The organism is Phenylobacterium sp. (genome assembly GCF_019636135.1).
Taxonomy (GTDB): Bacteria; Pseudomonadota; Alphaproteobacteria; order Caulobacterales; family Caulobacteraceae; genus Phenylobacterium.
Genome location: NZ_JAHBYD010000024.1, coordinates 57,851 through 77,234, shown reverse-complemented (window position 1 = coordinate 77,234; position 19,384 = coordinate 57,851). Strand labels below are relative to the sequence as shown.

Here is a 19,384-nt window from a genome sequence, read left to right as displayed (position 1 = left end):
AGATGTGGGAAAAGCTTGCGACGTCGGCCCGCCCTCAAGCCGGCTGCACCTCGACGACCTTGTAGGTCAGGGGGCGGCCGTCCTCGTCGGTGACGGTGACGTATTCGCCGACGGCGAAGCGGTGCTGGCCCAGGCGGTGGACCGGCTCGTCGTCGGCGGTGTCGGCCTCGTCGTAGTCGAAGAACCACTTCTGCCCCTTGCGCGCGAGGCGGCCGTCGACGGCGTCCTCGTCGGGGGCGAAACGGCGCACGGTGCAGGCGTCGCGGGCCTTGGCATAGGCGGCTTCGTCCAGCATCCCGTCCGCCGTCAGCGGCGCGGTCAGGGCATAGCCGCGGTGGTCGTCGCCTCCGGCGAATTCGGTTCCGGGGTTGCGGGCAAGCCGCATGACGATGCGCGACAGGGCCATGGTGTACCTCCTGGCTGAACAGATAGGGACCTAGTGGGACAGGAACAGGGACGGGCCGTCCGAGTTCAGCAGCGTCCGCGTGGTGCCCCCGAAGATGAATTCCTGCAGGCGCGGGTGCCCGAAGGCCCCGGCGACGAGGACGTCGGCGCCCGCGGCGGCGGCGGCGTGCAGGATCGCCGGGGCCGCATCGCCCGTGTCGGTCAGCAGTTGCACCTCGGCCTCGATCCCGCGGGTGGCGTAGTAGGCCTTCAGCCGGGCCGGGTCGAAGCTGCGGGAACTGGCCTTCGGCGCGGCCACGATGACGATGCGCGACGCCTTCTCCAGCAAGGGCGTGGCGAGGCGCGCGGCGCGCGAGGCCTCCCTGCCGCCGTCCCAGGCGACCACGACCGCGCCGCCGACCTTCAGGCCCGGCTTGGCGATCAGGACCGGACGCTGTTCGTCGGCCACCATCTGCTGGAACGCCTCGGCGAGGGGCCCGCGGCCCTTCGAGGGATCGCTGGTGAAGACCACGACGTCGGAGAGCCGGCTCTCGGCGGAGAGGCCGGCCCAGACCGGCGTCTGCAGGGCCACGAACCGGGTCCTGGCGTAGCCGGCGGCGTCCGACGCCTTGCGCGCATTGCCCTCGCCGGCGGCGGTAGCCTCCTTCAGGGATTCCAGCGCGGTCGTCTGCACGCCGCCCAGGAACCCCTCGCCCATCCACGGCATGACGTCGGCGACGTCGGCGGGGGTGTAGACGCACGCCAGCTCCGCGCCGAACGGCTCGGCGATCAGCTTTGCGGCGGCGACGGCGGCGGCGTCCCCCTGCCCTCCGGACAGCGGCGCCATGATGCGGGCCCAGCTCATCGATGCATCCTTCTTTTCCTGCCCGGATCCTGAACCTCTTCCCACCGGCCCGGATTGATCTTTCTCAGGTCCTGGGTCAGTTCACGGCCTCGACTGTGAGAGGAATGCATCGGTGAGAAAAGGGCTGCGTCGCACGAAAGAGGCGCCCCGGGCCTGGCAGCGGATGCTTTCGGGCCGCCGGCTGGACCTGCTCGACCCCTCGCCGATGGACATCGAGATCGAGGATATCGCCCACGGCCTGGCCCGCGTGGCCCGCTGGAACGGCCAGACGATCGGCGAGCACGCCTTCTCGGTGGCCCAGCATTCGGTGGTGGTCGAGGAGATCGTCGCCCACATCCAGCCCGACGTCGAGCCGCGCTGGCGGCTGGCGGCCCTGCTGCACGACGCCTCGGAATATGTGATCGGCGACATGATCAGCCCGTTCAAGGCGGCGCTGGGCGTGGATTACAAGCTGTTCGAGGAGCGGCTGGAGAACGCCATCCACGTGCGGTTCGGCCTGCCGGCCAAGACGCCCGCGCCGATCAAGACGCTGATCAAGCAGGCCGACCGCGCCTGCGCCTTCTTCGAGGCGACCCAGCTCGCGGGGTTCGGCCTCGAGGAGTCGCTGGACTTCTTCGGCGCCCCGCCCGCCGGCTATCACCTGAAGATCGAGCCGCAGGCCCCGTTCGACGCCCAGGCGCACTACCTGCGCCGCTTCGAGGTGCTGAGCGAGGCCGCGGGCTATCAGCGCCACGATCAGGCGTTCGACACCGAATGACGAGGGCGGTGGTCATCGGGCTGAGCGCCGTGGTCGTCGCCATCCGCGACGGCGAGGCGGTGGCGCTGACCGTGCGCCACGGCGGCGCGGGCGACCCGGCCGGCCTGCCCTTCGGCCCGTTCGACCCCGACTCGGACCGCACCTTCGAGCTGGCGCTGCGCGCCTATGTGACCGAGCAGACGCGGTTCGACCTGGGCTATGTCGAGCAGCTCTACACCTTCGGCGACGCGGGGCGCGACGCGCCGCTGGCGGACCTCGGGGGCGGCGCGGGGGCCTCCCGCGTCATCTCGGTGGGCTACCTGGCGCTGGCGCCCGCGGCGGTCGACACCCATTTCGCGGGCAGCGAGTGGCGGCCCTGGTCGCGGATCTTCCCGTGGGAGGACTGGCGCGCCGGCCGCCCCGACGCGCTGGACGCGGTCGACGCGGCGTTGCGCGCCTGGGCCGGCGCCGACGCCCAGAAGCTGGCCCGCGCGCGGCTGCTCTTCGCCCTGGACGGCGCGCCGTGGAACGAGGAACGCGTGCTCGACCGCTACGAGCTGCTCTACGAGGCGGGCCTGGTGGCCGAGGCCGCGCGCGACCGCAGCGAGGCGGCGCCCGTGCGCTCGGACGCCCTGACCGTCGCGCTGGGCGAGCCGATGATCTCGGACCACCGCCGCATCCTGGCCACGGCGCTGGGCCGGCTGCGGGGCAAGCTGAAGTACCGCCCGGTGGTGTTCGAACTGATGCCCGACGCCTTCACGCTCTCGGCGCTTCAGCGCACCGTGGAGGCCATCGCCGGCGTGCCGCTGCACAAGCAGAACTTCCGCCGCGCCCTGGAGCGGGCCGAGCTGGTGCAGGGCCTGGGGCGGCTGGACGCGGACACGGGCGGCCGGCCGGCGGAGCTGTTCAGGTTCAGGCGCGAGATACTCGGTGCGCGGCCGGTCGGGGGGCTGAGCCTGCCGCTGCTGCGGGAATAGTTCGAATCCTTCCTGGCTTCGAGGCGCGCCAGCGCCGTCGATTCAACCACGAAGAGCACGAAGGTCACGAAGGCACTGCGGATGAGCTCGGCGCAGCGAGCCTCTCGGTCCTTTCGCGATCTTTGTGGTCTTCGTGATCTTCGTGGTGGAAATAGCGCGCCTGCGGCGCATACCACGCCGACAGGTTGGCGCGACCGCTCATCCATCAGCCTTCGGCTGACACCTTCTCCCGCAAGCGAGAAGAACAGCGTTCTGTCCCTAGGCTGCGGCGTCCAACTGCTCTGGCGCGGGCTTCCCTGCCGACGCCCGCGCCTTGATCATGGCGCTGGTTTCGCGGCTCCTGTCGTGGCTCCAGCCGGGGGGGCCGAAGAGGTAGCCCGCGGCATGGCGGGGGTGGCGGGCGATGTCCTGGGCGGTGGCGATCCACTCGTGGAAGGCGACGCGGACGATGTTGAAGGTGGCGAGGTTCTTCACCAGGCCGTAGCGGCAGGGCTCCTCGTCGAGCTCGGCCTGGAAGGTGCCGAACAGGCGGTCCCAGACGATCAGGATGCCGGCGTAGTTGCGGTCGAGGTAGATCGCGTTGCGGGCGTGGTGGACCCGATGGTGCGAGGGCGTGTTGAACACCGCCTCGAACCAGCGCGGCATCTTCCGGATCGCCTCGGTGTGGATCCAGTACTGGTAGACGAGGCTCACGCCCTTCTGGATCGCCACCATGGCGGGCGGGAAGCCCAGCAGGGACAGGATCACGTAGAGCGCCCAACTGCCGTTGAGCGCGCCGGTCCAGGTCTGCCGCAGCGCCGTCGACAGGTTGTAGTGCTGGCTGGAGTGGTGGTTCACATGGCTGAGCCACCAGACGCGGCGCTCGTGGCTGAGCCGGTGGAACCAATAGTAGGTCAGGTCTTCGGCCAGGAAGACGGCGATCCAGGCCCACCACGCGGTCATGGGGATGTCGAAGATCCGGTGGTTCTGCCAGACCCACACGACGGCGGTGAAGCCGATCGCGCCGAAGAGGATGCCGGCCACCGTGGAGCCCAGGCCCATGCCGAGGGAGACGGCGGTGTCCCTGGCCTCGTAGCGGGCGTCGGCCTTGCCGAAGCGCGCGAGCACGATCTCGAGGATGACGGTGAGGATGAAGAACGGCGTCGCGTAGGCGACCGGGTCGAACGCCGCGTGGATCGGATCGAGGCTCAAGCGGCGAGGTCCCCGTCGAAGCTCCTGGGCGGCCAGGCGGGCAGAGCGATCACGGCGCGCGGGGCGGCGATGTCGCTGAGGTCGATCGAGAGCCGGCCGTTCCGGAACGTCGCCGACACGGCCTGGGGCCACGGGATCTGGCGGGCCGCGAAGCCGTCGCCCACGCGGCAGATGACGAGCGCCAGGCCGCCCGACTTGGCGAGCGCGCCGGCCCCGTCGGAGGCCACCCAGACGGCGTCGACCGTGCGGGTGGGGAACTCTTCGGCGAGGAGCGCGCGGGCCTTGTGCTCGTCGAGCGGGCCGACGGGCCGCGCGATCTTGGCCCAGGCGGCGACGGCCACGAGCGCCCCGACCGCGGCGGCCGACAGCGCGAGCTGAACGAAGAACGCGTCGTCCATGGCGCTCCTCCCATCCGCGTCCAAGGGGCCGGAGCGTGGGCGCGGGGGGCGCACCGGTCAAGGAAAAGGCCACCGCACCGGGCCATTCGGCCCGGCCCCCTCGGCCCAAGGGCCGCCTCCCCCAGAGGGAGAGGAGGGATACGGTGGCCTTCCCTGCGGGGCGCAGGCGTCCTCAAGAGGACCGGGAACAGGCCTGCGCCCGCGAGCCCGACCTAGAACTTGCGGACGTAGCCCACGGTCCAGACGTTGGCGTGGCCGGCGTCGTGGCGGAACTCCTGCCGCGTGAAGTCGGCGCGGATGCCGTTCACGCCGTCGAAGCGGTGCTGGGCGCCGACGCCGTAGTTGAACGACTCGTTCGAGTCGGACGCCGAGACGCCGGCCGCGCTGACCTTGGCCTTGGTCGTGCCGTAGCCGACGCGGGCGATCAGGTCGGTGTTGGCGGCGACCGGCGCGAAGCCGACGACATAGGCGGCGGCCTCATGCTTCAGCGTCTGCTTCACGCGCACGCCGGAGATGGTGTCCTTGTCGCTGTCGAGGCCGGTGGCGAGTTCGCCTTCCACGCCGACCCAGTCGTTGAAGCGGTAGCCGGCGCGGCCCTGGATCGCCTTCACGTCGGCGGGGCCGTAGCTGCCGATGCCGAGGTTGAGGTTCACGTAGGCCCCGGCGTTGGTCGTGGCGTCCTGAGCCTGGGCTGCGGCGGGGAAAGCAGCGGCGATCGCGGCCAGCGAGGCCGCGGCGATGAGAGCGTCTTTCATTTTGGGGAGGAACTCCGTACTCGTTCTGGACAGCCCGCCCAGTCCCGTGAGGGATCGACGCCAAACGCGGCCCGCGCCGGACGGTTCTGTGGCGATGCCGTGTTCGTTCGGTATCTGTGGCCCTGCGGCCACAATGCCCGCTGACGGGCCGGCCGGGCGTGCTATCAGTCCCGCTTCGCGTCGGGAGTAAGCGCAGATGACGGATGCGGTGATCGCCGCCACGGGGCTCTATACGCCGCCCCACAGCCTCTCGAACGCCGAGCTGGTCGAGACCTTCAACGCCTATGTGGAGCGGTTCAACGCGGCGAACGCCGAGGCCATCGCAGCGGGCGAGGTCGTGGCGCTGCAACCCTCGTCGCCCGAGTTCATCGAGAAGGCGTCGGGCATCAAGGCGCGCTTCGTCATCGACAAGACCGGCCTGGTCGATCCCGAGCGCATGGCCCCCAACATCCCCGAGCGGTCGAACGACGAGCTATCGGTGCTGGCAGAGATCGCGGTCGAGGCGGCCAGGGAGGCGATCGCCGCCTGGGGCAAGGACGCGTCGCGGATCGACGCGGTGATCTGCGCGGCCTCGAACATGCAACGGGCCTATCCGGCCATGGCCATCGAGGTGCAGCAGGCGCTGGGGATCGACGGCTTCGCCTTCGACATGAACGTGGCGTGCTCGTCGGCGACCTTCGGGATCAAGACGGCGGCGGACTTCGTGGCCAGCGGCTCGGCGCGGGCGGTGCTGATGGTCAATCCGGAGATCTGCTCGGGCCACCTGAACTTCCGCGACCGCGACAGCCACTTCATCTTCGGCGACGTGGCGACCGCCGTGATCGTGGAGCGGGCGGAGGACGCCGCCGGCGGCTGGGACATCCTGGGGACGCGGCTGAAGACCCGGTTCTCGAACAACATCCGCAACAACTTCGGCTTCCTGAACCGCGCCGCGCCCGAGGGGATCGGGGCCACCGACAAGCTGTTCGTGCAGGAGGGCCGCAAGGTGTTCCGCGAGGTGGTGCCGATGGTCTCGGAGATGATCGTCGAGCACGCGAGCGACCTGGGCCTCGACCCGCACGGCCTGAAGCGCCTGTGGCTGCACCAGGCCAACATCAACATGAACGAGCTGATCGGGAAGCGCGTGCTGGGGCGCGAGCCCACGGCGGCCGAGAACGTGATCATCCTGGACGAGTACGCGAACACCAGCTCGGCCGGCTCGATCATCGCCTTCCACAAGGCCAACGACGACTTCGCCGCGGGCGAGACGGGGCTGATCTGCTCGTTCGGCGCGGGCTATTCGGCCGGGACGGTGTTCGTCCGGAAGCGGTAGCTCCCTTTTCTTTCGGACGTCATGGCCGGGCTTGTCCCGGCCACCCATACGCGCCTGCGCTCCGGGTTGTGCCGAGCGCGCGCCGCTGCGAACCTGCCGACATCGGTGTCTCTGGATGGCCGGGACAGGCCCGGCCATGACGTTCTGTGGGGTGGGGAATGAAAGCGATCGCAGGACTGGCCCTGGCGCTCCTGGCTTCCGCGTCGGCCGCCCCCGCCGCCTCGCCGGCCTACGACCTCATGATCCGCGGCGGGGACATCTACGACGGCTCGGGCGGCGCGCCGGTGAAGGGCGACGTCGGCGTGAGGGGCCAGCGGATCGTCTGCGTCGGGACCTGCCCGGCCGGCGCGGCGAAGAAGACGGTCGACGCCGCCGGCAAGGCGGTGGCGCCGGGGTTCGTCAACATGCTGTCGTGGTCGACGGAGAGCCTGATCCACGACGGGCGCGGGCTCTCGGAGCTGAAGCAGGGCGTGACGCTGGAGGTGATGGGTGAAGGCTCGTCCATGGGGCCGCTGAACCCGCAGATGAAGGCGCTCGCGCGGCAACGGCAGGGCGACATCAAATACCCGATCACCTGGACGACGCTGGATGGGTACCTGCGGTTCCTGGAGAAGAAGGGCGTCTCGCTGAACGTGGCCTCGTTCGTGGGCGCGGAGACTGTGCGCGTCCACGTGCTGGGCGAGGACGACGTGGACCCGACGCCGCCGCAGCTCGACCGGATGCGGGCGCTGGTGAAGGCGGCGATGGAGGACGGGGCGATGGGCGTGGGCTCGTCGCTGATCTATGCGCCGGGGACCTTCGCCGAGACCGACGAGCTGACGGCGCTGGTCGCCGAGGCCGGAAAGTGCGGCGGCTTCTACATCAGCCACATGCGCTCGGAGGAGAAACGGCTGCTGGAGGCGGTGGACGAGCTGATCGAGATCTCGCGGCGCTCGGGCGCACCGGCCGAGATCTACCACCTGAAGCAGTCGGGCCGGCCCAACTGGGGCAAGCTGGACGCCGTGATCGCCAAGGTGGAGGCCGCCCGCGCCGCCGGCCAGCGGATCACCGCCGACATGTACACCTACACCGCCGGCTCCACGGGCCTGGATGCGGCCATGCCTACCTGGGTGCAGGCGGGCGGCGTCGAGCAGTGGATCGCGCGGCTGAAGGACCCGGCCACGCGCGCCAAGGTGAAGGCCGAGATGGACCTGGAGGACGGCGGGTTCGCGAACCTGATGCGCTACGCCGGGCCCGAGGGCACGCTGCTGGTCGGCTTCAAGAACCCCAAGCTGAAGGGCCTGACGGGCCAGACGCTGGCGCAGGTGGCGAAGGATCGGGGCGTCGACGCGCGCGACGCCGCCATCGACCTCGTGATCGAGGACGGGAGCCGGGTGCAGGTGGTCTACTTCCTGATGGACGAGGCCAATGTGGCGCGCCAGACCGCGCTCCCCTGGGTCAGCTTCGGCTCCGACGCCGAGGGCCAGGCGCCCGAGGGGCCGTTCCTGCTGTCGTCCACCCACCCGCGCGCCTACGGCAACTTCTCGCGCCTGCTCGCGAAGTACGTGCGCGACGAGAAGCGGCTGTCGCTCAGCGAGGCGGTGCGCAAGCTCAGCGCCCTGCCCGCCCACAACCTGGGGCTCCATGACCGGGGGGTCCTGAAGGCCGGGAACTACGCCGACGTGGTGGTCTTCGACCCGGCGACGATCCAGGACCACGCCACCTTCGAGAAGCCGCAGCAGTTCGCGACCGGCGTGAGCGAGGTGGTCGTCAACGGCCAGCTCGCCCTGGAGAACGGCGAACCCACCGCCGCCCGCCCCGGCCAGGTCGTCCGCGGCCGCGGCTGGACCGGCTGGAAGGACGGCGGTTGCCGGAAGAGCGCCGCGGACTGGAGCTGGTAACTCCAACCCACCCAACGCTTGTCATCCCGGTTTCGCCGCAAGGCGAAGACCGGGACCCAACCGTCGGGCGCTCCGCGGGTGGGCGTAAGGCTCGTATGATCGGGGCCATGCCGGAGGCTCAGAGCACCGGAAGGTTGGGTCCCGGTCTTCGCCTTGCGGCGAAAACGGGATGACAGCTTGAGGAGCGGGATGACAGCTTGAGGGGGCGCGACGCCTCTACCTGTCCTTCTCGCGTTCGCCGATGGCGGCTTGCGCGGCGGCGAGGCGGGCGATGGGGACGCGGTAGGGGGAGCAGCTCACGTAGTCGAGGCCGACCTTCTCGCAGAACTGGATCGAGGCGGGGTCGCCGCCGTGTTCGCCGCAGATGCCGAGCTTCATGCCCGGGCGGACCGCGCGGCCGCGCTCGGTGGCGAGGCGGATGAGGTCGCCGACGCCGTCCTGGTCGAGGCTGACGAAGGGGTCCTTCTCGAAGATGCCCTTCTCGATGTAGGCGTTCAGGAACCGCCCGCTGTCGTCGCGGCTGATGCCGAAGGTGGTCTGGGTCAGGTCGTTGGTGCCGAACGAGAAGAACTCGGCGTGCTCGGCCAGGTCGCCGGCGCGGATGGCCGCGCGGGGCAGTTCGACCATGGTGCCCACCATGTACTCGATCTTCTGGCCCCGCTCCTCGATCACGGCCTTGGCGGTCTTGTCGGTGAGCTGGCGCAGGAAGCGCATCTCCTCGCCCTTGGCGACCAGCGGGTGCATGATCTCGGGGATCGGCGCCGGGCGGCCCTCGGCGGCCACCTCGCAGGCGGCCTCGACGATGGCGCGGACCTGCATCTCGTAGATCTCGGGGTACGAGACGCCCAAACGGCAGCCGCGGTGGCCCAGCATCGGGTTCACCTCGTGCAGCTCCTGGGCGCGGCGCAGCAGCTTGGCCGGATCGAGGCCGGTCGCTTCGGCCACGGCCTGCACGTCCTCCTCGTTGTGCGGCAGGAACTCGTGCAGCGGCGGGTCGAGCAGGCGGATGGTGACCGGCAGCCCCTCCATGATCTTGAAGAGGTCGACGAAGTCCTTGCGCTGCATCGGCAGGATCTTGGCGAGCGCCGCCTTCCGGCCGGCCACGTCGTCGGCGAGGATCATCTCGCGCACGGCGGCGATCCGGGCGGGATCGAAGAACATGTGCTCGGTGCGGCAGAGGCCGATGCCCTCGGCGCCGAACTGGCGCGCGGTGGTGGCGTCGAGGCCGGTCTCGGCGTTGGCGCGGACCTTCAGGCGGCGCACCTCGTCGGCCCAGCCCATCAGGGTGCCGAAGTCGCCCGAGAGCTCGGGCTCGATCATCTTCACGGCGCCCTGGAGCACCTCGCCGGTCGAGCCGTCGATGGTGACGATGTCGTAGGCGCGGATCGTCTTGCCGCGGGCGTGGAACTCGCCGGCGCGCGCGTCGATGTGGATCTCGCCGGCGCCGGAGACGCAGGGGCGGCCCATGCCGCGGGCGACCACGGCCGCGTGGCTGGTCATGCCGCCGCGGGCGGTGACGATGCCGCGGGCGGCGTCCATGCCGCGGATGTCCTCGGGCGACGTCTCCTCGCGCACGAGGATGACGGCCTCGCCCGCGCCGCCCAGCTTCTCGGCCTCTTCCGCCGTGAAGACCACCTTGCCGGTGGCCGCGCCGGGGCTGGCGGGCAGGCCCGTGGCGATCACGTCGCGGGGCGAGGACGGGTCGATGGTCGGGTGCAGGAGCTGGTCGAGGCTGGCGGGCTCGACGCGCATCACCGCCTCGGACTTGTCGATCAGGCCTTCGCTGGCCAAGTCCACCGCCACCTTCAGCGCGGCCTTGGCCGTGCGCTTGCCGTTGCGGGTCTGCAGCATGTAGAGCCGGCCCTGCTCGACCGTGAACTCGATGTCCTGCATGTCGCGGTAGTGGCGCTCAAGCTTGCCGACGACGTCCTTGAACTGGGCGAAGACCTCGGGGAGCGCCTCCTCCATCGAGGGGTTCTTGTCGCCCATCTCCTCGCGGGCGACCTTGGTCAGCGGCTGCGGCGTGCGGATGCCGGCGACCACGTCCTCGCCCTGGGCGTTGATCAGGAACTCGCCGTAGAGGCGGTTGTCGCCCGTGGACGGGTTGCGGGTGAAGGCGACGCCGGTGGCCGAGCCCTCGCCCATGTTGCCGAACACCATCGACTGGATGTTCACGGCCGTGCCCCAGCTCTCGGGGATGTCGTGCATGCGGCGGTAGAACTTGGCCCGGTCGTTCATCCAGCTTGCGAACACCGCGCCGACGGCGCCCCAGAGCTGCTCGTTCGGGTCCTGCGGGAACGGCTTGCCCAGCTCGTCCTCGACGATGCGCTTGTAGTCGGCGACGACCTCCTCCCAGTGCTCGGCGGAGAGGCCCGTGTCGACGTGGATGTCGAGGCGGTCCTTATGGTCGTCGAGGACCTCCTCGAACATGTGGTGGTCCAGGTCGAGGACCACGTTCGAGTACATCTGGATGAAGCGGCGGTAGCTGTCGAAGGCGAAGCGGCGGTCGCCCGAGAGCTTCGCCAGCCCCTCCACCGTCGCGTCGTTGAGGCCGAGGTTCAGGACGGTGTCCATCATGCCCGGCATCGAGGCCCGGGCGCCCGAGCGCACCGAGACCAGCAGCGGGTTCGCGGGATCGCCGAACGCCTTGCCGGTGACCTTCTCGACCTGCTTCAGGCCCGCCGCCACCTGCTCCCGCAGGGTGTCGGGATAGGCGCGTTCGTTGTCGTAGTAGTGGACGCACGCCTCGGTGGTGATGGTGAAGCCGGGCGGCACAGGCAGGCCCAGCGCGCTCATCTCGGCCAGGTTCGCGCCCTTGCCGCCGAGCAGGTCCTTCATGGAGGCGTCGCCGTCCGCCGAGCCGCCGCCGAAGGCATAGACCCAACGCGTCTTCACCATCGTATCGGCCATAGCGATCAAACCCCTCTCTAACCTGTAACCCGTGAGAAATCCGCCACTTGCCCCATGGCGTCGCGCACCTTCGCCAAGAGGCGCAGTCGGTTCGCGCGTTCCTCAGGATCGTCGGAATTCACTAACACCTTGTCGAAGAACGCGTCGACCGGGCCGCGGAGCTTCGCGAGCTCGCCCATCGCGCCGGCGAAGTCCTCGGCGTCGAGCGCCGCGTCCAGCCTGGCCTCCAGGGCCTCCACCGCCGCGATAAGCGCGGTCTCCTCGCTGGACGAGGCGGCCATGCGCACGGGCGCGCCGGTCGGCAGGGCGCCCTTCTTCTCCTCGGCCCTGAGGATGTTCACCGCGCGCTTGTAGCCGGCGAGCAGGTTGGCGCCGTCCTCGGTCTTCAGGAACGCGTCCAGCGCGCTGACGCGGGCCACGATGCGGACCAGGTCGTCGTCGCCCAGCGCAAAGACGGCGGCCACCAGGTCGTGGCGCTGGCCACGGTCGCGCAGCCACACCGCCAGGCGGTCGGCGAAGAAGGCGACGAGGTCGCCGGCGACCTCCTCGTACGGGCGGAACTCGAAGAGGACCTTGCCGGCCGGCTTCTCGCGTTCGAGGCGGTCGAAGACGAGATCGACCTCGCGGTCCATGGCCACGACCTGCGGCTTGCCGTCGAGCAGCGCCTCGTCGAACTCGCGCAGGTAGGCGTCGAACTCGCGGCTCTTGGCGCGGCCGGCCGCCCCGAGGTGGGCCGTCAGCTTCGGCGTCGACACCCAGAGCGCGCGGCCCGGATCGACGTAGCAGCGGAGCGCCTTGTACCAGTCGGCCACGGCTTCCCTGAGCGGGACCCGAAGTTCCGAGCCCAGCACGATGCGGATCACGCCCAGGGCCGCGCGGCGCAGGGCGAACGGGTCGCGCGAGCCGGTGGGCTTCTCGTCGATCGCGAAGAAGGCGGTCAGCGTGTCGAGCTTGTCGGCCAGCGCCACGGCCATGGTCACCGGGCGGTCCGGGACCTCGTCGCTGGCGCCGGCGGGCTTGTAGTGGTCGCGGATCGCCTCGGCGACCAGGGGCGAAAGCCCCTCCCCTTGCGCATAGTAGCCGCCCATCACGCCCTGCAGCTCCGGGAACTCGCCCACGACGCCCGTGCCGAGGTCGGCCTTGGCGAGGCGCGCGGCCTGGGTGGCCTTGGCGACGTCGGCGCCGACGCGCGGGGCCAGGGCCGCGGCCAGCATCTCCAGCCGCTCGACGCGCTCGTACATCGCGCCCAGCCTGGCGTGGAAGGTGACGCCCTTCAGCTTCTCCAGGCGGTCTTCCAGCCTGGTCTTGCGGTCCTCGTTCCAGAAGAAGCGGGCGTCGGACAGGCGGGCGGAAAGCACCTTGGCGTTGCCGAGCGCGATGGTCCTGCCGCCGTCCTTCGCCTCGATGTTGGCGACCGCCAGGAAGTGGGGGGCGAGCTTGCCCGTCGACGGGTTGCGGACCGCGAAGTAGCGCTGGTGGACGCGCATCGAGGTGCGGATCACCTCGGGCGGCAGGTCGAGGAACGCGGGGTCCATGTCGCCCAGCACGGGCACGGGCCATTCGACCAGGCCCGCGACCTCGTCCAGCAGGCCGGCGTCTTCCACCAGTTCCAGGTTGCGCGCGCCGCACAGCGTCCTGGCGTCGGCGACGATGCGCTGCCTGCGCTCGTCGGGGTCGAGGACGACGTAGTGCTTGGCCAGCTTCTCGGCGTAGGCGTCGAAGTCCTTGGCCTTGAACGGCTGGCCCGAGCCCATGAAGCGGTGGCCCTGGGTCACGTCGCCGCTGTCGAGGCCGTCAATGTTGAACGGGACGACCGCGCCGTCGAACACGCACAGGATGCGCCGCAGCGGCCGCACCCAGCGCAGCTTCGACACGCCCGAGACCATCGACTTCGGCCACGGGAAGTCGCGCACGATGGCGGGGACCATCTCGGCGACGATCTCGGCGGTCGGGCGGCCCTTCCGGCTGAGCGTCGCGAACCAGACGCCGTCCTTCTCGACGAGGTCGGGCTTCGCCAGGCCGTTCTTGCGCAGGAAGCCTTCCAGCGCCTGTTCGGGCGCGCTGGTGCGCGGGCCCTTCACCTCTTCCGAGCGATCCTTCTGCGCCTCGGGCAGCCCCTCGGCCACCAGGGTCAGGCGGCGTGCGCCGGCGAAGGCCTTCAGCGCCTCGGGCAGCAGGCCCTCGGCCGCCAGCCGCTCGCGCGCCATGCGCTCCAGGTCGCGCGCGGCGGCAGCCTGCATGCGCGCGGGAATCTCTTCGGAGAGAAGTTCGAGAAGGAGCTGAGGCATCAGAAAGCGTGGGTGCGAGGGCTGGGGGACCGTCTTGCCTCCCCCGCGAAGCGGCGGGAGGGGGACCGTTCGCCGAGCGCAGCGAAGAGCGAATGGTGGAGGGGGCGAGCCTCGGGCTCGGCGGGTCGGATGGGCGTGAGCAAGCTCGGCGGACGGGGCTCGCCCCCTCCACCCTCGGCTCTACGCCCGGCGGCGCCGGGCTCGGCCGACGGTCCCCCTCCCGCCGCTTCGCGGGGGAGGTAAGGCGCTTTGCAGAACCCCGTCATGCGTTGCCGCCCTGGCTCTCGACCCAGGCTTCCGCGCACATCCTGCAGAGGTCGCGGATGCGGCCGATGTAGCTCTGCCGCTCGGCCACCGCGATCGCCCCGCGCGCGTCCATGATGTTGAACAGGTGGCTGGCCTTCAGGACGTGGTCGTAGGCCGGCAGCGCCAGGGGCTGACCCTGGCGGCCGCGGGCGGCGAGGATGCGCGGCACCTCGCGCTCCATGTCCTCGAACTGGCGCCTGGCCGTGTCGACGTCGGCGACTTCCAGCTCGAAGGCCGAGAACTGCTGCTCGTTGGCGAGGTAGATGTCGCCGTACTTGAACTCGTCGTTGAACTGCAGGTCGTAGACGTTGTCCTTGTCCTGCAGGTAGAGGCTCAGGCGCTCCAGGCCGATGGTCAGTTCGCCCGCCACCGGGAACACGTCGAGGCCGCCCACCTGCTGGAAGTAGGTGTACTGGGTGATCTCCATCCCGTCGCACCAGACCTCCCAGCCGAGGCCCCAGGCGCCCACGGTGGGGTTCTCCCAGTCGTCCTCGACGAAGCGGATGTCGTGCAGCAAGGGGTCGATCCCGATCGCCTCGAGGCACCCGAGATAGAGCTCCTGCAGGTTCTCGGGGTTCGGCTTCAGGATCACCTGGTACTGGTGGTGCTGGTGCAGCCGGTTGGGGTTCTCGCCATAGCGGCCGTCGGCCGGGCGGCGCGAGGGCTGGACGTAGGCCACCTTCCAGGGCTTCGGCCCGAGCGTGCGCAGGACCGTCATCGGCGACAGCGTACCGGCGCCCACCTCGACGTCGTACGGCTGCAGGATCGCGCAGCCCTGACGGCTCCAATAGTCATGGAGCTTCAGGATCAGGCCCTGAAACGAAAGCGGCTTGTCGGGCATCGGGGAGGCTTGTTCGCAGGCGCAAAAAAAGTCGGCGGACCATAGGGCCCGCCGACCTTTGCTTCAACCGCCGAAAAGGCGGGTCTTTCAGAGGCGTCTAGTTGCCCTTGGCGGCCGTCATCTTGCCGGCGCGCGACATCGGCTGGCCGTACTTCGCGCGGTTCTCGGCGGTGTCCGGCACCGGGCCGTTGGTGACGGTCATGCTGGTGAAGGTCGCCGAGGTGTTGACGGCGGTGTCCGTCGCGGCCGGGGCCGGGGCCGGCGTCTCGGTCACCGTCGTGGCGCCGGCGGCGGCGTCCGCGGAGACGTCGGCCGGCGCGCCGAGCGGGACCTTCACGGTCTCGGTGTACTGCTTGTCGTCGGACGGCGCGTGGGCGCCGTTCCAGTCGCCCGTGACCGAGCCGGGGGTCGGGGCCGCCGGCTGCTGGGCGTAGGCCAGGCCACCGACGAGCGCGAAGGCGGTGGCGGCGGTAGCGAGATAAGCGAGCTTCATCGTCAGAACTCCAGGTTGGTGGCGCGATCCGTTGCGCCCCTTCCTCAATGTGCTGACGCTCTACGGCTCAGGCGGAGGTTGGTTCCGCCCGAGCCGCAGGATTCTCGCGCCTAGTTCGGCGCCGCCGCCGTCGCGGAGGCGTCCGCCGCGGGCGGGGCCTCGACGGCGGCGGAGCCGCCCGCGCCCGCGATCAGGGGCTTGTCGACGACCTGCAGCAGGCCGCTGCTCGTCTTGAGGTCGGCTTGGACGATGGTGGCGCCGTCGACCATCATCCTGCCGCCCTCGTCGCTACCGTCGAGCAGGATCTTGTCGCCCGCGACCGAGGGGATCTCGCCCTTGGCGCCCTTGATCTTGGTCGAGTCGACGGGGGCGTTGACCATGTGGTGCAGGATGAACTTCTGCATCGCGGCCTTGTCCGACTTCAGCCGGGCCAGTTCCTCGGCCGGCATGGCGGCGAAGGCCGCGTCGGTCGGCGCGAAGACCGTGATCTGCGGCTGGGTCTTCAGCAGGCTGGCCAGGTTGGTCGCATCGACGCCGGCCACGAAGGTCGTGAACTGGCCCGACAGCTTCAGGGTGTCGAGCAGATCGCCCTGCACCTTGACCGCGCCCGCGGAAGCCGGCGCGGCGGCGGGCGTCGCGGGCGCAGGCGTCTGGGCCTGGGCGGTGAACGGAGCGGCGGCGAGCGCGACGGCGGCGAGGAACAGTCGGGTCGTCATTCAGAATCCTTCGTGGCTGCTGGCGACCGTCAGGCCGCGACTGGAGCGTAACGGGACAATCGTCGTTCGGATGCCGTCCCGCGGCCGCCCTCCAAATGGAAGCGCCGGATTTACGACGACTTGAGGGCGCGTCAAGGACGGCGTGGGGTCTGCCGTCGGATCAATCTGCGCAATCCGCGGGCGCCCCGCTCATTGGGCGCCCGCATTTTGGGCGGCCCGGACCTTCCTTCACCGAAGCTTCACCCCGGCGGGCCGCGCCCCCGATCCCGCGACATAGCGTCGGCCCGACCGCGGCCAGGGGATCAACGACGAGCCGCGGTTCAAGTGAACGAGAGGGGTTGGCCCACCCGGCGGGCCGAACGCGGAGAGCGAGCGGATGAAACTCATCATGGCGATCGTCAAACCGTTCAAGCTGGACGACGTGCGCGAAGCGCTCGTCGGCGCCGGCGTGGAGGGGCTGACGGTCTCGGAGGTCAAGGGTTACGGCCGGCAGAAAGGCCAGACCGAGATCTATCGAGGGGCGGAGTACCAGATCAACTTCCTGCCCAAGGTGAAGCTCGAGTGCGTCGTCGACGACGCGCAGGCGGGCAAGGCGGTGGAGGCCATCAAGGCCGCGGCCGCCACCGGCAAGATCGGCGACGGAAAGATCTTCGTCCTCGACGTCTCGGAGGCCGTGCGCATCCGGACGGGCGAGACCGGCGCGGCCGCGCTCTAGGGGAACAAGGGGATATGATTATGAAATTCTTCGGAAAAACGCGACTGGCAGGGCTCGCGCTCGCCGTCGCGATGGCCGGGGCGCCCCTCGCGTCGACGGCCTTCGCGCAGGAGGCCGCGGCCCCTGCCGCCGCCACGGCCGCGCCTGAAGCTGCGGCTCCGGCGCCCGCGCCGGAAGCCGCTGCCCCCGCCGCGGCGGAAGAGGCCCCCAAGCTCGACACCGGCGACACGGCCTGGCTGCTGACCTCGACGGCGCTGGTCCTGGCGATGACGATCCCGGGCCTGGCCCTGTTCTACGGCGGCATGGTGCGGCGCAAGAACGTGATCGCCACGGTGGCCCAGTGCTTCGCCATCACCTGCGTGATCAGCATCGTCTGGATGGTGCTGGGCTACTCCCTGGCCTTCTCCGAGAACCCGGCCGCGGGCCTCCAGCCCTATGTGGGCGGGCTCGGGGCCGCGATGCTCTCGGGCATGGGCATGAACGACCTGTCGGGCACCATCCCGCAGTACCTGTTCGTGGTCTTCCAGATGACCTTCGCGATCATCACGCCGGCCCTCATCGTCGGCGCCTTCGCCGAGCGCATGAAGTTCTCGGCCATGCTGCTGTTCATGGTGCTCTGGTCGCTGATCGTCTACTCGCCGATCTGCCACTGGGTCTGGGGCGGCGGCTTCCTGAGCAACGCCGGCGTGCTCGACTTCGCGGGCGGCACGGTGGTCCACATCAACGCCGGCATCGCCGGCCTGGTCTGCGCGCTGGTCCTCGGCAAGCGCAAGGGCTTCGGCTCCGAGAACATGGCGCCGCACAACCTGGTGCTGACCATGATCGGCGCCAGCCTGCTGTGGGTCGGCTGGTTCGGCTTCAACGCCGGCTCGGCCGTGGGCGCCAACGGCCTCGCCGCCGTGGCCATGCTGAACACCCAGGTCGCCACCGCCGCGGCGGCGGTCGCCTGGATGGTGATCGAGTGGTTCGAGCGCAAGAAGCCCGGCATGCTGGGCCTGGCCTCGGGCGCGGTCGCGGGCCTGGTGGCGATCACCCCGGCCGCCGGCTTCGTCACGCCGCAGGGCGCGCTGATCGTGGGCCTGGCCGGCGGCGCGGCGGCCTACGCCGGCGCGGTCTGGATCAAGCGCGCGCTCAAGTACGACGACAGCCTCGACGTCTTCGGCGTCCACGGGGTGGCGGGCATCGTCGGCGCGCTGCTCACCGGCGTCCTGGCCGACGCGGCGGTGGCGGGCGACGCGGCCGCCACGGCCAGCCTGGGCAAGCAGTTCCTCGGCATCCTGGGCACGGTCGTGTGGTGCGCCATCGGCACCTTCGCGATCCTCATGGTCTGCAAGTTCACCCTGGGCCTCCGCGCTTCGGAGGACGGGGAAGTCGAAGGCCTGGACCTCTCGCAACACGGCGAAGCCATGCACGAGACCTGATCCGGGGGAAGGCGCCGCGGCGCCGAGGATCGGCAACGGGGGCCCTCGCGGCCCCCGTTTTCGTGTCGGATGACGCGAATTCGCCTCGTCGCCTTGCCGGTTCCAGATTGAAACTCTGGACAAGCATCTCTCATCGTCTCCCCTCCCCCCTGCGGGGAGGGGTCGGGGGTGGGGGTGCTCGCCCTCGGTCGCCGCGCCGACACCCCCACTCCCGAACCCTCTCCCCGCAAGGGGGAGAGGGCTTTTGCCAGCTCTCGCCGACCAGCCGCAGTTCCTAACGGGGCGGGGATGCCTTCCCCCGCTTCTCAGGGGCGGCGGATCAGTCCCACGGCCCGCCGAGGCGGCAGCGTTTGACCCACCACGCAGGGGCCAGGGCCTCGATGCGTTCGGCGAGGCCCTCGGCGGCGATGTCGTCGTCGCAGAGGGCGAAGCAGGTCCCGCCCGAGCCGGAGACGCGGGCGATCAGGGCCTCGGGCTCGTCGCGCAGGGTGGCCAGCACGGCGCCGACGTCGGGCGCGACCGCGATGGCCGGGGCCTCCAGGTCGTTGCGCTGGGCGGCGAGCCAGGCGGCCACCTCGTGGACGTCCTCGAAGGCGTCGGGCATCGGCGGCGGCGCGACGTCGCCGAACGCGCCGGAGGCGTCGAGGGCGCGGTAGACCTCCGGCGTCGAGACGGGCGCGCCGGCGTTCACCAGCACGGCGTGGAGCTCGGGCAGGCCCGGCGCGGGGCTGAGCCGCTCTCCCCGCCCCTCGGCGATCACGGGGCGGCCCCAGAGGCAGGCGGCGCCGTCGGCGCCCAGGCCGGCGGCCACGCGCTCCAGGCGCGCATCGTCGAAGCCGGGCGTGAAGACGTCGCGGATCAGCCGCAGGGCCGCGCCGGCGTCGCTGGAGCCACCGCCCAGGCCGCTGGCGACCGGGAGGCGCTTGTCCAGGGTGAAGGCCAGCTCCTCCATCGGCCGCCCGAGTTCGGCGACGAAGGCGCGCACGGCCCTGACGACGAGGTTGTCGGACTCGCGGCCCAGGCCGCCGGCGAAGGGGCCGCGCACCGTGACGCGCCCCTCGCCCGGCCGCACGCCGACCCGGTCGCCGACGTCGGCGAACACCATCAGGCTGCAGATTGGGTGATAGCCGTCGGGCGTCGGCGCGCCGACGTGCAGGAACAGGTTCACCTTGGCGGGCGCGAACGCTTCCGCCATC

At 70.6% G+C, this 19,384-nt stretch carries 17 protein-coding genes; 6 read left to right on the top strand and 11 right to left on the bottom strand.

Annotated features, from left to right (window positions below; translation table 11 throughout):
* Positions 1 to 34 precede the first annotated feature (34 nt).
* Together KF737_RS16515 and KF737_RS16510 are read right to left on the bottom strand one after the other, a co-directional pair.
* The gene (locus KF737_RS16515; protein ID WP_296457264.1) at positions 35 to 406 is read right to left on the bottom strand and encodes a hypothetical protein; all 372 of its coding nucleotides are present in this window, start codon (positions 404 to 406) and stop codon (positions 35 to 37) included.
* A 30-nt stretch (positions 407 to 436) separates the two neighbouring features.
* Positions 437 to 1,249, bottom strand: coding sequence for a universal stress protein (locus tag KF737_RS16510; protein WP_296457261.1), 813 nt, complete (start codon positions 1,247 to 1,249; stop codon positions 437 to 439).
* Between the two features lie 163 nt (positions 1,250 to 1,412).
* Between KF737_RS16510 and KF737_RS16505 the strand changes: the two genes are divergently transcribed.
* The gene (locus KF737_RS16505; protein WP_296457276.1) at positions 1,413 to 2,006 is read left to right on the top strand and encodes an HD family hydrolase; all 594 of its coding nucleotides are present in this window, start codon (positions 1,413 to 1,415) and stop codon (positions 2,004 to 2,006) included.
* Positions 2,003 to 2,962 carry an NAD regulator gene (locus KF737_RS16500; RefSeq protein ID WP_296457259.1) on the top strand — a complete coding sequence of 320 codons (960 nt, stop codon included), beginning with the start codon at positions 2,003 to 2,005 and terminating at the stop codon, positions 2,960 to 2,962. The genes KF737_RS16505 and KF737_RS16500 overlap by 4 nt, the downstream gene beginning before the upstream one ends.
* 258 nt (positions 2,963 to 3,220) lie before the next feature.
* Here KF737_RS16500 and KF737_RS16495 read toward each other — a convergent pair whose 3' ends face one another.
* The 3 genes from KF737_RS16495 to KF737_RS16485 form a co-directional block, all read right to left on the bottom strand.
* Complete coding sequence (locus KF737_RS16495) at positions 3,221 to 4,153, bottom strand: sterol desaturase family protein (RefSeq protein ID WP_296457256.1); 933 nt, start codon at positions 4,151 to 4,153, stop codon at positions 3,221 to 3,223.
* Complete coding sequence (locus KF737_RS16490) at positions 4,150 to 4,551, bottom strand: hypothetical protein (protein ID WP_296457252.1); 402 nt, start codon at positions 4,549 to 4,551, stop codon at positions 4,150 to 4,152. The genes KF737_RS16495 and KF737_RS16490 overlap by 4 nt, the downstream gene beginning before the upstream one ends.
* 212 nt (positions 4,552 to 4,763) lie before the next feature.
* Positions 4,764 to 5,306, bottom strand: a complete 543-nt coding sequence (locus KF737_RS16485; RefSeq protein ID WP_296457249.1) for a porin family protein — start codon at positions 5,304 to 5,306, stop codon at positions 4,764 to 4,766.
* A 196-nt stretch (positions 5,307 to 5,502) separates the two neighbouring features.
* Here KF737_RS16485 and KF737_RS16480 point away from each other — a divergent pair, with 196 nt between their 5' ends.
* Both KF737_RS16480 and KF737_RS16475 read left to right on the top strand, forming a co-directional pair.
* The gene (locus tag KF737_RS16480; protein ID WP_296457247.1) at positions 5,503 to 6,618 is read left to right on the top strand and encodes a beta-ketoacyl-ACP synthase III; all 1,116 of its coding nucleotides are present in this window, start codon (positions 5,503 to 5,505) and stop codon (positions 6,616 to 6,618) included.
* A 158-nt stretch (positions 6,619 to 6,776) separates the two neighbouring features.
* Positions 6,777 to 8,498 (top strand): amidohydrolase family protein, encoded by a 1,722-nt coding sequence (locus KF737_RS16475; RefSeq protein WP_296457244.1) that lies wholly within the window; start codon positions 6,777 to 6,779, stop codon positions 8,496 to 8,498.
* A 216-nt stretch (positions 8,499 to 8,714) separates the two neighbouring features.
* Here the strand turns inward: KF737_RS16475 and ppdK are convergent, their stop codons facing one another.
* From ppdK to KF737_RS16450, 5 genes are all read right to left on the bottom strand, one after another.
* Positions 8,715 to 11,408 carry a pyruvate, phosphate dikinase gene (gene ppdK, locus KF737_RS16470; RefSeq protein ID WP_296457241.1) on the bottom strand — a complete coding sequence of 898 codons (2,694 nt, stop codon included), beginning with the start codon at positions 11,406 to 11,408 and terminating at the stop codon, positions 8,715 to 8,717.
* A gap of 17 nt (positions 11,409 to 11,425) precedes the next feature.
* Complete coding sequence (gene glyS, locus KF737_RS16465) at positions 11,426 to 13,696, bottom strand: glycine--tRNA ligase subunit beta (protein ID WP_296457239.1); 2,271 nt, start codon at positions 13,694 to 13,696, stop codon at positions 11,426 to 11,428.
* A gap of 262 nt (positions 13,697 to 13,958) precedes the next feature.
* Entirely contained in the window at positions 13,959 to 14,843 is an 885-nt protein-coding gene (locus KF737_RS16460) for a glycine--tRNA ligase subunit alpha (protein ID WP_296457236.1), read from the bottom strand.
* A gap of 97 nt (positions 14,844 to 14,940) precedes the next feature.
* Positions 14,941 to 15,336, bottom strand: a complete 396-nt coding sequence (locus tag KF737_RS16455) for a hypothetical protein (protein ID WP_296457233.1) — start codon at positions 15,334 to 15,336, stop codon at positions 14,941 to 14,943.
* A gap of 110 nt (positions 15,337 to 15,446) precedes the next feature.
* A complete protein-coding gene (locus KF737_RS16450; RefSeq protein ID WP_296457230.1) occupies positions 15,447 to 16,052 on the bottom strand; it encodes a fasciclin domain-containing protein in 606 nt (201 codons plus the stop codon).
* Positions 16,053 to 16,428: 376 nt separating this feature from the next.
* Here KF737_RS16450 and KF737_RS16445 point away from each other — a divergent pair, with 376 nt between their 5' ends.
* Both KF737_RS16445 and KF737_RS16440 read left to right on the top strand, forming a co-directional pair.
* Positions 16,429 to 16,767 carry a P-II family nitrogen regulator gene (locus KF737_RS16445; protein ID WP_296457227.1) on the top strand — a complete coding sequence of 113 codons (339 nt, stop codon included), beginning with the start codon at positions 16,429 to 16,431 and terminating at the stop codon, positions 16,765 to 16,767.
* Positions 16,768 to 16,838: 71 nt separating this feature from the next.
* Positions 16,839 to 18,188 carry an ammonium transporter gene (locus KF737_RS16440; RefSeq protein ID WP_296457225.1) on the top strand — a complete coding sequence of 450 codons (1,350 nt, stop codon included), beginning with the start codon at positions 16,839 to 16,841 and terminating at the stop codon, positions 18,186 to 18,188.
* Between the two features lie 319 nt (positions 18,189 to 18,507).
* On the opposite strand, the gene KF737_RS16435 is transcribed toward KF737_RS16440, so the two are convergent.
* Positions 18,508 to 19,383 carry a 4-(cytidine 5'-diphospho)-2-C-methyl-D-erythritol kinase gene (locus KF737_RS16435; protein WP_296457222.1) on the bottom strand — a complete coding sequence of 292 codons (876 nt, stop codon included), beginning with the start codon at positions 19,381 to 19,383 and terminating at the stop codon, positions 18,508 to 18,510.
* Position 19,384: the final 1 nt, after the last annotated feature.